Annotated in this window: 10 protein-coding genes; 3 read left to right on the top strand and 7 right to left on the bottom strand. The window is 67.2% G+C overall.

All coding sequences use genetic code 11. The annotated features are described in order from the left end of the window. Positions 1–4: 4 nt before the first annotated feature. The 4 genes from ACZ1J6_RS20750 to ACZ1J6_RS20735 form a co-directional block, all read right to left on the bottom strand. Positions 5–1,252 carry a glycosyltransferase family 4 protein gene (locus tag ACZ1J6_RS20750; protein ID WP_465127955.1) on the bottom strand — a complete coding sequence of 416 codons (1,248 nt, stop codon included), beginning with the start codon at positions 1,250–1,252 and terminating at the stop codon, positions 5–7. 47 nt (positions 1,253–1,299) lie between these two features. Further along, the gene (locus ACZ1J6_RS20745; RefSeq protein ID WP_465127954.1) at positions 1,300–2,715 is read right to left on the bottom strand and encodes a hypothetical protein; all 1,416 of its coding nucleotides are present in this window, start codon (positions 2,713–2,715) and stop codon (positions 1,300–1,302) included. Continuing rightward, positions 2,712–3,788, bottom strand: a complete 1,077-nt coding sequence (locus tag ACZ1J6_RS20740) for a glycosyltransferase family 4 protein (protein WP_465127953.1) — start codon at positions 3,786–3,788, stop codon at positions 2,712–2,714. Before ACZ1J6_RS20740 ends, ACZ1J6_RS20745 begins: the two co-directional genes overlap by 4 nt. Before the next feature lie 351 nt (positions 3,789–4,139). Then, positions 4,140–4,772 carry a polysaccharide biosynthesis/export family protein gene (locus tag ACZ1J6_RS20735; protein ID WP_132268367.1) on the bottom strand — a complete coding sequence of 211 codons (633 nt, stop codon included), beginning with the start codon at positions 4,770–4,772 and terminating at the stop codon, positions 4,140–4,142. A 633-nt stretch (positions 4,773–5,405) separates the two neighbouring features. Here ACZ1J6_RS20735 and galE point away from each other — a divergent pair. Beyond that, on the top strand, positions 5,406–6,410 hold the full coding sequence (galE, locus tag ACZ1J6_RS20730) for a UDP-glucose 4-epimerase GalE (protein ID WP_132268365.1): 1,005 nt from the start codon (positions 5,406–5,408) through the stop codon (positions 6,408–6,410). Between the two features lie 133 nt (positions 6,411–6,543). On the opposite strand, the gene ACZ1J6_RS20725 is transcribed toward galE, so the two are convergent. The 3 genes from ACZ1J6_RS20725 to ACZ1J6_RS20715 form a co-directional block, all read right to left on the bottom strand. Further along, the gene (locus ACZ1J6_RS20725; protein ID WP_465127952.1) at positions 6,544–9,720 is read right to left on the bottom strand and encodes an autotransporter domain-containing protein; all 3,177 of its coding nucleotides are present in this window, start codon (positions 9,718–9,720) and stop codon (positions 6,544–6,546) included. Between the two features lie 158 nt (positions 9,721–9,878). Then, on the bottom strand, positions 9,879–10,853 hold the full coding sequence (locus tag ACZ1J6_RS20720) for an intradiol ring-cleavage dioxygenase (protein WP_314464096.1): 975 nt from the start codon (positions 10,851–10,853) through the stop codon (positions 9,879–9,881). Positions 10,854–11,007: 154 nt separating this feature from the next. Further along, positions 11,008–11,823, bottom strand: a complete 816-nt coding sequence (locus ACZ1J6_RS20715) for a response regulator (protein ID WP_243840969.1) — start codon at positions 11,821–11,823, stop codon at positions 11,008–11,010. 710 nt (positions 11,824–12,533) lie between these two features. On the opposite strand from ACZ1J6_RS20715, the gene ACZ1J6_RS20710 reads away from it, so the two are divergent. Then, positions 12,534–14,705 carry an ATP-binding protein gene (locus ACZ1J6_RS20710; protein WP_465127951.1) on the top strand — a complete coding sequence of 724 codons (2,172 nt, stop codon included), beginning with the start codon at positions 12,534–12,536 and terminating at the stop codon, positions 14,703–14,705. After that, on the top strand, positions 14,705–15,694 hold the full coding sequence (locus ACZ1J6_RS20705; RefSeq protein WP_465127950.1) for an autotransporter domain-containing protein: 990 nt from the start codon (positions 14,705–14,707) through the stop codon (positions 15,692–15,694). The genes ACZ1J6_RS20710 and ACZ1J6_RS20705 overlap by 1 nt, the downstream gene beginning before the upstream one ends. Positions 15,695–15,710 lie beyond the last annotated feature (16 nt).

The raw sequence follows: 15,710 nt of genomic DNA, 5'->3' as shown, positions 1-15,710 counted from the left end.
GCGCTCAGGCCGCATCGAACAGCCGGTCCAGATGGCTCTCGTAGCGATCGATCACCGCACCCGATGTGAACACCGCACCCATGTCGAGCGCGCCGGCACTGTAGCGGGCATAGCTGTCGGCGGAGAGCGTGCGGAAATGCTGGATCTTATCGGCCAGCTCGCCGGCATCCTCGCCGTCGTAAAGCTCGCCGGTCTCGGCGGGAGTGACGACTTCCGGATTGCCGCCCACGCGTGAGGCGACGACCGGCAGCGCGAAGCCGTAAGCCTCGTAGATCACGCGGGGCAGCGGCTCGTTGTAGACCGAGGGGCAGACCACCACGTCGACCGCGCCATAGAAGTCTTCCGCGGCCTGCCAGCCGAGGAACTGCACGCGCGGATCGCCCGCAGCCTGCGCCTTCAGCCCGGCCACATATTCGGGCTCCCCGTCACCGGCGATCACCAGCGACCACGGCCGGCCGCCCTGCGGCAGGCGGCGCACGGCCTCGATCAGCTTCTCCACGCCCTTGGTGGGAGCGAGCCGGCCGATATAGCCGAAGACCATCGGCGCGCCATCGGCCAGCCGCTTCGCCTCAGGCACCAGCGGGCGGTCGTTGACGTTCCACTGCACCGCACACGGCTTGTCTTCCCCGAACGCGCCGTGGCGGCGGTGGGTATCCGCCACGAAGGCACTGTTGGACAGGAACATGTCGACATTGCGGGTCTGGCGGCGGTTGACCCCCCGCACCACCTTGCAGCCCGAACAGAGCGACGTGCAGTTCTCGCCCGCGCGGTACATGCCCGAGCGGCTGCAGATCAGATAGTAGTCGCGCATGGTGTGGATCAGCCGCGCGCCGCTGCGCTTGGCCTCGCGCAGGATCGCGGTGGAAAAGCCGTCGATGATGCTGGTGTTGACCACGTCGGGGCGGATGATGTCCAGCATCTGGCGCACGTCCCGCGCGGCGCGGAAGTTCCAGAGGTCCAGCGCGTGCCACACCGCCTTCATCGCCGGGGAGCGGCGGCGCTTGTCGTAAGGCCAGTAGATGTTGCGGATCGGCAGGACGTGCAGCGTCGGCTTGCCCGGCCCGGTCACTCCGGCCTCCATGCCGGCGCGCAAGGTGGCGGCTTCCTCCCCGCGCGGGGCCAGGCGCAGGATGTGCACGTCGTGCCCCCGCTCGACCAGGCCCTCGGCCAGGGTCTGCACGGACTTGGCGCCGCCGCCGACCTGGTCGGGCCGGTAGGAGCGGATGATGAAGAGAATTCGTCGGGACGTCATGGACGTACTGTCTCCGTTGCGGCCAGTCATGTTCATATCGCTCGCGCTCATGTGCGTTCGGGGCAGTTCAGGGTGGGTTGCGCGCCGGTCTTTTCCGGCACGAGCCGCAAGTAGACGGGCGCATTGCCAAGCTTCTGCTCGCCGCCTTCGAGGGGCTTTCCGGTCATGTCGGCCAGGCCGGAGACCTTCCAGCCGGTCGGCGCGATCTTGCCGGGCTCCAGCCGCGCCACGCCGGTCTTGGCCCAGACCAGCGCCTTCACGCTGCTGCCGCCGGCTTGCGGGTCGGCCGCGAAGATCGCACCTTCCACGCCGGCACGCTGGACCGGGCAGGCATAGCGCAGGGCACCGACCTGCCGGAGCATGGTCTGCAACGCCAGGAACGCCGGCTTGGGCGAACCGTCGGGCAGGAGCAGGCCGAAATGATGCTGGTCGTTGGCCGGATCGGTGCCGGCGTCCTTCCAGGAATACCAGATGTTGGGCGCAACGCCCGCCGCCAGCGCCGAAACCAGCGTGCGGACCAGGTAGCGCGCCTGGGCCTGATCGTCGACGCGGCCGACGACGGGGCGGCCCCATTCGGAATTGGCGATCCGGGGCGTCTTCACCTGCCCCCCCGCCGCAATGCGGTGCCACAGCCCGTCCCACAATGCGCCATCGCGCGCGGCATCGCCGGTCATCTGATAGGGATGGACGCTGATCCGGTCGAAGCAGGTGATGGCCCTGGACCCTGCCAGCGCCGTCAGGAACGGACCGTCCACCCACTTGGAGGCGGCGGGACCGTAGACTTCGGCCCGGCCCGCCGAATGGATGGCCTGGCAGGCCGCCAGTGCCATGCGGCCATAAGCGGCGGCATCGGGCTTGGGCGGCCAGAAGCGAGGGTGATCGGGCTCGTTCCAGACCTCCCAGATCGGGTCGTAGGCCGCGAAGGCCTTGGCGGCGGCGGCGGCCCACTTGCTGTAGGCCGCGATCTGGTCCGGCGCGACCGGCGGCGAGGTGCGCCGCTCGTCGCGGCCACGCCACTGGATCCTGGTGAAAGGCGTATGGACCGGGTTGCCGTAGTCCAGGATGAACAGCGGGCGCATGCCGCGCGCATGAACTTCGCGTGCGAACTCCAGATAGGGGCCGAAGTCGTAGACGCCCGGCTTGCGCTCGGTGCGGGCCCAGCTGAAATCGCTGCGCACGAAATGGAGCCCCAGCCCGGAAACGCGGTCGAGATCGGCGGGGGTCAGGTCGTTGCCGGCAATGCCCACCACTTGCGCCACGGGCGCGGAGACGTGCCGGTCGGACCGGACGGTGCCGGGCTGCAGCAACAAAGCCGCTGCCAGCAGCGCCCCCGGGCAGAGCAGGAGCGCGGCGCCGAACAGACCGGTGCGCAGGCGGGCGCGCCGCGCACGGCGGCGTCCCGCACCAAGCGCGCGCCCCAGCCCTTCTCCGGGCCGGTTCGGGCCTTGGCCCCAGCGGATCACCGGCCGAGCACCGTCGAATAGACCTGGTTCACCTGCCGGTGCATGCGCTCCATGCCGAACCGTTCCGCCACCGTGCGCGCGGCGGATTTCTGCAATTCGACGAGCATGGGACCGAGGCTGGAGATCTCCTCCATGGCCGCGCAGAAGGCTTCCGCATCGCCGGCCAGCCAGCCGTTCTCGCGGTGGTCGATCATTTCGACGATGCCGCCGGCCGGGTAGCCGACCACGGGCAGCCCCATCGACATCGCCTCCATCACCGAACGCGGCAGCGGATCGGGCGTCTCGGAAGGCACGAGCACGGCATCGAGGCCGTTGTAGATCGCCGCCAGCCCTTCGAAGCGGCCTTCGAAGCGAACCGAATCGGCGAGGCCCAGGGCTTCGGCCTGGCGCTTCAGGCTTTCGAGGTAGGGACGATCCTCCGCTTCCGCTTCACCGCGCACCAGCAGGGTGATGTCGATCCCGCGGCGACGGGCGGCGCCCATCCAGTCGATGGCGACGTGGTGCCCCTTGAAGGGATGGATGCGCCCACAAATGCCCACGACCAGCGGGGCATGGGCGCGCGGCGCCTGCAGCGCGGCGGCAGAGGGAGCCTGGACGGACTGGAGCGGTTGGGCTGCCCCGTCCTGCTTCACGCCGTTGAACACCACCGAGACATTGCCCGGCAGCATCTCGCCCGGCCAGCAGGCGCGGCTGACGAGCACGGTATGGTCGGAACTGCGGGCGAGGCCCTTCCAGATCAGGCGCTCCGAACCGCGCACGGCGATGTCGCGAACGTGGAACACGCAGGCTTCTCCGCCCAGCTTGCGCGCCAGGCCGGCAATGCAGTGGGCCTTCAGTCCGTTGCTATGGACGATGTCGGCACCGTGGCGCTTCGTCACGGCCATGAGCTTGCGCGCGGCGCCGAACCAGTCCCCGAAGGCCGCGCCCACGCTGGAGGGGCGCACCGGGCGGCGGATCGCGGCGACCTGGCCGAAATCGACGACTTCCACGGGGATGCCCCGGCTCGCCGCCTGCTCGGACACCGGCCCTTCGGCAGGCACCACCAGCAGCGGGTCGACATGCGGGTTTGCCATCAGGTCGAACAGCGATCGCTCCGCTCCTCCTTTAAAAAAGGAGACAGGGGACAAGAAGGCCACGCGATAATTCATAGGATCGGTCCCGCCGCTTTCAGGATTCAACATAGCTTATCCTTTCACTGGGCGTTGTGTTCACAGTACCGGAGGCACTGAATTCAGGTCGGAGCGACCTTCCAGCCCGACAAGCCGCAGCCGCAGCCGCGGCCCGGCCTGTCTGGCTCGCACCGGCGCAATGGTCGCTGCGAGGATGGCAGGAGGATCGCATTCGAAAGGCTCTGCGAGGGCCGTTGGACCGGCCCTGCGCTCGAAATCACTGTCCTTGGCCGCCACGGCCCGCTGCCGGAACGGTCAGCGGGCGAAGACTGCGAAGGCATTGAATATTGGCGCGGTTCTCAGGAAGTCCTGCCAAAGCCCCTTAATTTTCGAGAAACCAACCACCACCACATCGCCGTCCATGACGATCGGATCGGGGCTGACGCCGCCGCGAATGTCCTTCAGGTCGAAGCGCGCGGCCATGCGCTGTCCGTTGATCGTGCGGAAGATCACCACCTGGTCCAGCTTGGCGGTGACCAGCGGGCTCTGCGCCCGCGCCAGCGCGCCCAGGAGGGTGGTATTGCTGGTCAGTTCATAGACGCCGGGAACCTTCACTTCGCCTTCCACCGATACGAAGCGCGGCGCGGCTTCGTCTACCGAGATGGCGACTTGCGGGTTTTTCAGATACTTGCGCCCAAGCACGGCCGTCACATCGCTCGACACTTCGGGCGCGCTGCGGCCGGCGGCCTTGATCTGCCCGGCCAGGGGAAGCTGGATGAAGCCCGCCTCGTCCACGCGCGCCTTCTCCACGGAGAGATCGGGCTCTCCGAAGACCCGCACCTGAAGGACGTCCTTCGGCGAGATCGCATAGACAGTGGGCGCCGGAACCGTGGCGGGAATCGTCTGATAGGCAGCTTCGCCGACCGGAACATCCGGGTTCGACGTCATGGTGGAGGTACATCCTGTCAGGATGGTACCTGAAATTAGGACAGCGAGCCCAACAAGAAGCGTCTTTGTGCAGCGCACTTACGGTTTTCTCCATAAGGCTTAAGTCAATGCCCCCGATGGGGTGACCGGGTGCCTATTCGGGTAATCAGGAGCGCATTGGGGTGCAAGTGCCTGGACGGCGCTCGAAAACGGCAAAGCCCACTCCTAAAACGGCACGTCGCAAATCTCTTCCGCAAGTGCGAAATCAAACGGCCGGCAGACCTGCGTTCGAACCGATCCGGCAGCGAATCCCGGATAACTATGCAATGGATAGCAATCGGCATGACAGATGTCGGAATCGCCCTGAACTGCACTTTATAGGGCGTGTTCAGTTCAGGTACAGTATTCGCCGGGACCTGCAGACTGCTCCGGATTGGTTACCGGAGGTGCAAGGATGGTGCGGCTTTGGACGCAGTTGGCTTTGACGCACCGCAGCGCAGCGCATAATCCTGGGGTCGTCCTTGAACCCGGTTCGCGCGCGCTGCTTTCATGCCCACTTGCGCAGCGCGAATGGGCCGTTCAACAAAGCCGCCGTAGCAACCCGTTCCAATCGATTTCTCCATCCCACTTCCTGCCGTCCATCAGAGCGAGACCATGACCTCCAAGATCCCCGTTCTTGTCACCGGCGGCGCCGGCTATATCGGCAGCCACGCCGTTCTCGCCCTCAAGGACGCCGGTTGGCCGGTGGTCGTGATCGACAACCTCACCACGGGCTTTCGCTTCGCCCTGCCGGAAGGCGTCCCGCTCTACGAAGGCGACATCGAGGATGCCGCACTGCTCGCCCGGATCTTCCGGGAAGAGGGTATCCAGGCGGTGATGCACTTCGCCGGCTCGATCATCGTGCCGGAATCGGTCGAGAACCCGCTGAAGTACTACCACAACAACACCGCCAAGAGCCGCGCCCTGATCGACGCGGCAGTGAAGGCGGGCGTGCCGCACTTCATCTTCAGCTCCACGGCCGCCACTTACGGCATCCCGGAAGTCTCCCCGGTCACCGAGGACAGCCCGAAGCTGCCGATCAACCCTTACGGCATGTCCAAGCTGATGACGGAGACCATGCTGGCCGACGTCTCCCGCGCGCATGACTTCAATTACTGCGCGCTGCGCTATTTCAATGTCGCCGGTGCCGATCCGCAAGCCCGCACCGGACAGTCGACGGCGGGTGCCACCCATCTCATCAAGGTCGCGGTGGAAGCGGCCCTGGGCAAGCGGGAGCATGTCGCCGTGTTCGGCACGGACTTCGACACGCCGGACGGCACCGGCGTGCGCGACTACATCCACGTCTCCGACCTCGCCAATGCGCACGTCCTCGCGCTCGAACAGCTGATCGCGGCGCCGGGAGAATCGCTGACGATGAACTGCGGTTACGGCCAGGGCTTCTCGGTGCTGGAAGTGCTCGACGCGGTCGACCGCGTCACCAACCGCACGATCGACCGCCGCATGCAGGGCCGGCGCGCGGGCGATCCCGATTCGCTCATCTCGGACAACCGTCGGATCAAGGCCACCCTGCCCTGGCAGCCGAAATATGCCGACCTGGGCACGATCGTCGAACACGCACTCGCCTGGGAGCGCCGCCTGACCGAGCTGCGCGGAGCGTAGAGCCGCCGGCAGAACGGCGGCGTCCCGGAGCAAGTCCGGGACGACGTGCGGCCGAGGATCCACGATCCCCGGCCTTAAGCGCGTCGCTGCGCGTTAAAACGCTACGCACCGGCCTTTAGCGGGTCGCTACGCGTTAAAACGCTACACTCAATGAAGCGCGGGCGGAGAGATCGGTGGCGTCCTGGGTCCGTTCGGCGCGGGCGGACAGCTTCCAGGTGAAGTCGTAGCCACCGGCCAGCATCGAGACTTCGCTGACCCAGGCACCCTTCAGGCTTTCGGGCGTGATGGTGAAGGCCTCCCCGGCATCGTAAGTGTCTCCGCCGTTGAAATAGGCCGTGGTGCTGCCGAGCTTGCCCGACACCACTTCGCGGCGACCGCCTTCGAACTGGAACGTCAGCGGGCGCCAGTCGGGCGATATGGTCCCGAGCGAATAGGACGCCGTCACGGTCGGCGTCACCGTGGTCATCTTGCTGGTGCGGTCTGCCACGGTCAGCGCCACCGCATCGCTGTCGGCCGTTTCGCTGTAGCCGTTCTCCTTCAGCCAGAACTGCTCCAGCTCCAGCTTGGGCTTGAGGTTGAAGCGGCGTGACATCTGGAAGCGATAGGACGCACCGGCCAGGCCCGAGATCAGCCAGCCGTTCCACTTGCCATCGGCGGAATACGTGAAGTCGGTATCGTCGATGGTGCCGGTGAAGGTGCGGGTGGAATCGACCGAGATCTTTGAGGCCCCGATGCGTGCCCAGGCCATGAACGGCCCCTTCCCGGTGCGCCAGAACAGGCCGAAGTCGTGCTGGCCCACGCCGAGATCGCCCGTGCCGCCATTATCCTTCACCGTGCCGTGGAGCCAGGCATAGGAAACGCCGAAGTAGCCCAGGTTCGTCCGGCGCTCGGCACCGGCGGAGAGGCCCCAGCCGCTCGCCTTGTAACCCGCTGTCGAACCGGCATCCTTGGCGGTGCGCCAGTAGACCGGTTCGAACCAGCCGCCGACGTCGGAGATCGTGAAGAGCGAGGTTTCGTCCGAAAGGTGGCGAGAAGCCATGCGGTCGCCATGAGTCACGGCATCGAAGACGCCGCCCGAATGGTCCGGCAGAAGCCCGGCGACCTGGCTCTGGAGCGTGGCCGAATCCTCGACCTGGAGCAGACTGGAGGTCAGGCTGTCGTCGTTCTGGGCAGTGGCGTAGATCGCATCCCAAGCCGAAGCCTCGCTGCGGGTGAGGCCCAGTTCGTCGGTCGTCTTGCGCGCGATGGTGAGATAGATGCTGTTCGCGTCGGTCGTGACATCGCCGTTGTAGATGAAGGGCAGGTCGGTGTCGGTCGAATTGAGCGTGCCCTGCACGTCGAGGCTGCTGGCGGTGAGCACCGTGTAGGTCCCTTCTGCATCGCCAAGATCGGTGACTGTCGCCGTGATCTTGGCCCCGTCCTCCAGCGTGGCATTGGCCACGGTGTAAAGCGAACTGCTGCCTTCCGAAGTGTCGATATAGACACCCAGCGAGCCGCCCGATTTCACGATCAGGCTGCCGAAGCCGATGGTGTCCGAATCGCTGGCGGTCAGCTTTGCCCCGCTGCCCACGGTGACCGTCAGGTTGTCGGCATTGCTGAAGTTGCCCGAATAGACCGCGCTGTCGGACAAAGTGAGGGTGCCGCTCTCACCGTCGAAGTCCATCGTGCCGACGAAGCTGGAGGTTCCGGCCATGGTGGCCGTGCCGGTACCGCTGCCGAAATAGACGTCGCCGGTGTAGACCGTGTTGCCGGACAGGTTCAGCGTATCGTCGCCGTCGCCGAAAGTGGTGTTGCCGGTGATCGTGCCCGACGAGGCATTGATGGTGTCATTGCCCGATCCCAGCAGGATATTGCCGGTGATCGCGGTGTAGATGGTGGGATCGGTGTCCGTATCGTTGTCGTCCAGGTAGTCGGCGCTGGTCTCGATATCGGCGGCGTTGAGGTACTGGTTGATCGTGACGCCGGTGGTGTTGGCGGAGAGGTCGATCGCGGTGCGGGTGTCGGTGCTCGATCCGCTGGCCGCGATGAAGCCGGTGTTGTCGATCGTGGTCAGGGTGCCCGAGAGATCCCGGATCGCCGTTGTGGAGCCTTCGCCCTGCGAAGTGATGGAGGCCGTGATCGAACCGCTGTTATAGAGGCTGGTCACTGTGCTTCCGGCATTGATGAGCAGCGCCGTCGCGGCCGAATCGTAAGTCGTGGCGTTCAGCGAGCCGGTCACCCCGATCCCGTCGGTCAGGGTGACGTTGCCGCCCTGCCCGCCGATCACCAGGCCATAGGCATCGGTATTGCTGTAATAGGCGTTGGCGCTGACCGAGCCGTCGATGGCGATCGAGTACGTGCCGGAATTGCTAGACACGCCGCCCACGGTGATGTCGCTGGTGCCGCCGACCTGGATCGCCGGGCCGTTGCCGTAGGCGATGACCGCTCCGGTGCCTTCATCGTCATCGTCGACACCGTCGCCGTCCTCGTCGTCGTTCGAACTGTCGTTGTCGACCGGGGGCGCCGCCACGTAGATGCCGCCAGCGACATTGCCGGTGATCTCCACCGCCGCCGCGCCCGAGCGGAGGGCGGCACGCGAAAGCACGATCGTGTCGCTGTCGTCGTCCGTGTAGGAGGCGCGCTGCGAGACGGTGCCCTGGATGGTCACGGTGCCGCTGACGTCGCCGTCCACCACCAGGGCCTGGGCGCCCGCGCCGGTGGCGTAGACAGTGCCTTCCACCGTCACGTCCCCGTCCACGCTCCTGGTGGAGATGCCGACCGAGTTGTCGCCGATCACGTTGATGGTGCCGGTATTGGTCACGCTGCCGACATAGTCCGAATCGACGACGATGCCGCCGGAGTTCAGGCCCTCCACCTTGATCGTGCCTTCGTTGAGGATCGATCCGCTGGTGGTGGCGCCGGACAGGACGTGGATGCCGTAGCGATTGCTGGCCGAAGCGATCGAGCCGTCGGCAATGCCGTTCGAATCGGTGTCCGCCGGCACGAAGTCCTCGGTGACGGTGAGGGTGGCATCCTCGCCCACGGTGATCGTCGCGGTGGTGCCGGCATTGACGGTGATGCCGCTGGCGCCATCGGCATCGTCAAGAACCAGAGCGCCTTCGAGATCGACGGCATTGTTGCTGTCCACCGTGATCGCGCTGCCGCTGGGCAGGGTGATGGTGCCGTCCTCGGTCACGGTCACGTCACCCGCGCTGGAGGTGACGAGCGCCTTGGTGGTGGAGGTGGAAACGGTCGTGGCGGCGAGCGAAGGCGCGGCGCAAAGTGCGAGAACGAGCGCGCCGATGCTGGAAGACGTGTGCAGCGAGGTCATGATGTTCGGATCTCTTCGTGAGCGTAAGGCTGCCGGCGCGGCGCAGGAACGATCCTGCGCCGCATCGCCATCGCCCTCAGGCAGGTTGTCGCTCGCCAGGCGGCGAGGAGTCTCGATGAGCCGCCCCTTTCGGGGCGGCGATTACGATGGAGCGCCGGTCAGGTGGCGATGCCGATGAGCGCGGTGCCGGTATATCCGGCCGTGGCGCTGCCACTCAGCGTGGGGGTCATCTGGGCGATCTGTGCCGAACTGTTGTCGCCGAAGACATTGTCCGAGGAGATCGAGATCGCGTTGTAATTGGCGATGCTGGCGGTGTAGCGCGTGTCGCCGGTGAAGACGGCGGTGTTGGTGGCCGCCGGCATGGCCAGCTGCGAGATCAGGCTGGCCGTGCGGCCCGTGCTGGCCGAAGTCAGGCCGCCCGTGAAGATCTCGAAGTGGATATGCGGCCAGCGCCCGGAATAGCAGGCCGGGTAGATCGTCGTGAAAGTCACCTTGCCCTCGGCATCGGTCACCTGCACGCCGCGCAAGTAGCTCTCCGTGGTGACCCCGCTCGAATAGAGCGAGTACTTGCCCGCAGCATCGCAGTGCCAGACGTAGATCGCCGCGCCCTCGATGGCGGCGCAGCCGTTGTTCACGTCCACCAGTTGCAAGGTCAGCTCCAGCTTGACCCCGTCTGCCGTGGTCGTGGAGTTGATGAAGCTGGAGCGGATGTCCGAACGCACCACGCCGCTGACGGTCAGTACGTTGGAGGTCGAACCGCTCGCGCTGTTGGTGCCGTCCGCGGGGTAAGGCCCGTTGGTCTCGGTGGGATCGGCGATGCAGCTGCTGGAGGAGGTGCCGCCGGAGCTGGTGGAAGAAGTGCTGGTCGACGATGTGCTGGTCGAACTCGTGCTCGACGTGCTGGTGGAACTCGTCGTGGCGGTCGATCCGCTGCTGGTCGACGTGGAACCGTCGTCACCCCCGCAGGCGGTAACGGCAGTGAAGCCCCCCGCACTGGCCAGGATGGCCAGCGCGCGGCGCCGACCCATGATATTCTCACCGATCGTCTTCAGGTCGTGAAGCAGGCCGCCGTGATGCCCCTGGTCGCAGTCCAGGTCCCCGCCCGAATGGTGGTCTTGATGGTAGTCTTCCATTGCAATCTCCCCGCGTGTCGCAAGTCGCGCGACGGGGCCGGGAGACCGGCGTCGCGGATCAGGTCACGACGAGGATTGAAAGCCGGCGTTTGCGATCGGATTTCAGGTGCATTTCACCTCCATGGCGAAACGCCCTGCCGCAGCGGCCGGGCTGTCATGCAGGTGAAATGTCTCCGGACACGGAGGGCACGAAAAGATAGCCCTCGTTGCGCACGGTGCGGATGATGTCGCCGCCGCCCTCGCCTTCCGCCAGCTTGCGGCGCAGGCGCGAAAGCTGCACGTCGATGGCGCGGTCGTAGTGATCGCTGTCCTCCCCGCGCGACCAGTCGAGAAGCTGGTCGCGGGTGAGCACGCGGCGCGGATGCTCGGCAAAGGCGCGGAGCAACCGGAATTCGCCATCCGAAAGCGAGATCAGGCGATTGGCCGGGTCGAACAGCAGGCGCAGGCCCACGTCCATGCGCCAGCCGGAGAAATAGAGACATTCGCCTGAATGGATGTCGTTGACCGGCCGCGGTTCCGGGGCGCCGGAACGGGCGGTGGCGGCCGAGACGACGCGGTCCACCGCGGCGCTGCCGCCAGCCCCGGCGCGCCGGCGCAGCACGGTGCGGATGCGGGCCAGCAGCTCGCGGGGATTGCAGGGCTTCGCCAGGTAGTCGTCGGCACCCATTTCCAGCCCGACGATGCGGTCGACATCGCTGCCCACGGCGGAAAGCATGATGACCGGCGGCGCATCGGGGCCAAGCCCGCGCAGCGCCGTCAGCCCGTCCTCGCGCGGCATCATCACGTCCAGCACGATGAGATCGAAGTGCTCCCGCGCCAGATGCTCGCGCATGGCGCTGGGGTCGGCGGCCGTCTCGGTGGCGTAACCGTGTTTTCCCAGGAACTCGCTGATGAGCGAGCGGATGCCGTCATCGTCGTCGACGATGAGGATGCGGGTTTCGAGGTCCATCGGGGCACGTTCTAGGATCATTGTGCGCCGATAGGAACCCCGTGTTCCACGCGGATTTCAGCGGCGATACAGCTTGCGACAGCCCGGTAACGCCATTGCAATCTGCGTGAAATCCGCAGGCAAACTCGAACCGCAAAATCCAGCGACATGAACATTCGAGTTCGTCAGGTTCCGTCCTGGATGGACTGCGGCGCGTCTTCGGCGACATCCCCCGTTGCCTTCGCGGCGATGCTGCATTCCTCCGGAACGGCCGGAACCGCCGTCCGGTTAGCCACCGCCAAGGCGCCGGACGGCGCCGGGTCCGTCGCAGCGACAGGTCACGTAGTCGCACCCGCCCTGTCCTGCGACGGCCCCGGAATTATATCGCTCCGAGGATGGCCGGAAACCCTACCCGATAGTGACACAAATCGGTGGTACCCGGCGCTTCGTGCCAGCGGCTCCAGGCGGGCTGGCCAACAGAGAGATTGCCCTCCGGCACGATCGCCGGACAGGCCACGAGGTGACCGTCCCCGCCAGGCAGCGTCCCGCTGCATGATGGGGGCGCGGAGCGGGTTCGGAAGAGCGGTGTCCCTCTCTTCCGAGCCCGCGCCGCAATATCCGCCGGCAAGCCCCACGTCCTCCGGCCCATCCTTCGCCCCGACCCTGGCGACAATCCGCAGGTTCGGCGCTGAAGCCGCCGCTCGAAATGCCACGGCTCGAAATAGCGGGCGATTCGTGGCAATGGCGCAGCCATGACCCCGCCCCGCCTGACCAACCGACTCGGACTGCCCCTGGCGATGCAGATGATCGTCATCCTCGTCTGCGCGCTGATCGGTGCGCAGCTGGTGACGCTCGGCCTCACGGTGATCCTGCCTCCCAGCCCGACGGCCCGGTGGAACATCGACGAAGTCGCCAGCGCGCTGACCACCGGCGATCTGTCCGATCGGCTGGAGCGCAAGCCCATGGTCGGCCCGCCCGACGTGAGCGGACAGGGCTGGCTGGTCTCGGAATCCTCGCGCGATGCCCTGGCCCAGCGACTCGGGCGGCACCGCAAGGACGTGGTCCTGGCCTTCTACACCCAGCTGCCGGTCGGCGGCGTCGCGGTGCCGAGCAATGCCCGGTCCCCGCTGGCGATGGTGGAAAGCAAGGGCGCGGCGATCAGCCCCGGCGCCAGGGTTTCCGCGCTGCTGGTGGGATCGGCCGATGCCCAGTCGATTCCCGGCGGCCCCCCGCCGGGCGGCGCTCCCGGTCCCAGCGGCATGCCCGGCGGGCACTTCCCCGGCGGCATGCCCCCGGGCGGATCGATGCCCCACGTTCCGTCCATGCCCCGCCCCGCGATGCCGGGCGGCGGCGCGAGGCCGGGCGGCCACGTTCCGGGCGGCGCCATGCCCGGTGGCAAGGTTCCCGGTGGCAAGGTTCCCGGCGCCGCGCCGGGCGGCCAGCGCCCTGGCGGAGGCCAGCCCGGTGCGCCATCCGGCGGCCAAAACCCCGGCAATGCCACGCCCGGCGCCGGCACGGGCGGCCAGACCGCGGCGCCCGGAAATCCCTCAGGCGGCGTGGCGAACCAGGACGGTCATCCCGGCCAGTTCGTCTCCCCCGGCGCGCGGCCGGGCGGCATGACCGGACCCATGGCCGGCCCCATGGGCAATGGCGCGATCGGCGGGGGGCTTCCGGCCCCGGTCATGCCGAGCATGAACGACATCCCGCGCGCCACCCTGCCTATCGCCACACCCGATCCGATCGCCAGTCCCACGCTGGCCAGCCGCCCGGTCGCGGTCTCGATCCCGCTGCCTCCGGTCACGCTGGCTTCGCCCTCGGCCAGCGCCTCCGCCGTGCCCACGCCGCTGGCAACGTCCGCGGCCGAGACTGCCACGCCCCTGCCCGCAGTGCCGGGTGCGCCGCAGCCGATCCCGTTCCGCCACGCGGAAGGCAGCTTCTTCGCCCTCACCTCGCCTCCATTCATCGAAGGTGACTTCGTAGCCGCCACCCGTCAGCCGGACGGCCAGTGGCTGGCCGTCGCCCCCCGCGCCGAGCCCTTCCCGAATGCCTGGCAGAAGCGCGTGATGCTGTGGTTCGCGCTGTCCCTGGCGATCATCAGCCCGCTAGCCTGGCTGTTCGCGCGCCGCATCGTCGTGCCGCTCAAGGACTTCGCGCAGGCCGCCGAGCAACTCGGCCGCGATCCTTCGGCCACGATCCTACCGCTCTCCGGCCCGGCCGAGATCGGCCGCGCGGCCAATGCCTTCAACCAGATGCGCTATCGGCTGCGCGCCTTCGTGGACGACCGCACGGCGATGGTCGGCGCCATCAGCCACGACTTGCGTACCCCGCTCACCCGCCTGCGCTTCCGCATCGAGGACGTGCCGGACGACCAGCGCGAAGGGCTGCTCAAGGAAGTGACCGAGATGGAAGCGATGATCAGCCAGGTCATCGCCTTCATTCGCGATGCCTCCACCCCCGGCCCGCGCAAACGCGTGGATTTTGCCGATCTCATCGCCGGCAGCGTTGCCGATGCGCAATTGGTGGGCGGCAAGGTGACGATCGAGCACAATCTCCATATTCCCGTCGAAGTCGACCCGGTGGGCATTCGCCGCCTGCTCGGCAACCTGCTGGAAAACGCCATCAAGTACGGAGACAGCGCCAAGGTCCGCGTCAGCCTCCTCGACGGTGAGGCCGTGGCGGAGATCGTCGATGCCGGGCCGGGTATCCCCGAGGACGAGTTCGACCGCGCCTTCGAGCCGTTCTACCGCTCGGAAACGGCCCGCAAGTCGGGGCAGAACGGCACCGGCCTGGGCCTGGCGGTGTGCCGCTCGATCGCCCGCGCCCATGGCGGCGACGTCCATTTCGTGCACGGCGGCGACGGCTTCGCCGCCCGCGTGACCGTGCCGGCCGCGGCCTTCGATCCGACCCTGCGAAAGGCCGCCTGATGCTGCATTCCTTGCCGGCCTGCCTGCTGCTGGCAGGCGCGGCCGCCCTGTCGTCACCGGCACTGGCGCAAGATACGGCGCCTCTACCCGAAGCGAGCGCCACGCAGGAAGGCGCAACCCTTTCGACCGAGGCTGCTCCGGCCGCTACCGACTCAAGTGCCGAAGATCCGGCGAATGCCGATCAGCCCCCGCTCCGCGCCGCGCCCTGGACGGTTACCGCCTCTGCCGGGGTCAGCAACCGCGACGATGGCCCGGATGGGTCCTGGCAATCGCTTTCGCTGACCCGGCAGGTCGGCCGGGGCTATGTGCGGGGCGGGCTGATGCGCTATCACGGCACGCTGATCCAGGCCTATACGGCGCTGCCCTCGGACTATTACGTTGCCACTCTCGGCGCCGGCGGCAACTTCGACAACTGGGTGGTCGATGGCTGGGCCAGCTACGGCCGGCAGGACTACGGCCGGATCACCACCGAGCGCGGCAGCCGCGAGAGCACCGGCGCGAAAAGCAGCGGCTACTACGCGCTGGGCGGCGATTTCGGGCGCATCTTCCCCCTCTCGCCGCGCTGGTTCGTGACCCCCACGGTCGTCGGCTCCTATGCCGAAGGCCGCCTGCTGCGCCCCGCGCCGGAATTCGCCGATCTCGTCGATCTCGAAACCCGCGAACCGACCTGGACGCTCGGCAGCACCGTGCGCATCGACCATGCTTTCGGCAAGAACGCGGACCATTACATCGGCGCTTCCGTCTCGCGCAACTGGACCAGCAATGCCGTGTCCGAAGTGACGCGCGGCCAGTTCGAAGGGCTTGAGAACGTCCCCCGCTCCGGCCTGCTCGATTCGCAGCACACCGCGGATGGGTGGTGGGAGGTGGGCGTCAGCGCCAACATGAAGCTGACCGACCGCCTCCACCTGGACCTCTACGCCTCGCGCAGCTTCGACGCTCTGGCGGGAAACACCACCGCCGGCGGCATCTCGCTGCGCCAGTCCTTCTGATCCGGCCCGGTCAGCG

The sequence above is a fragment of the Novosphingobium sp. BL-S-21 genome, from assembly GCF_055521655.1.
This window is presented reverse-complemented; position numbering and strand designations above follow the sequence as displayed.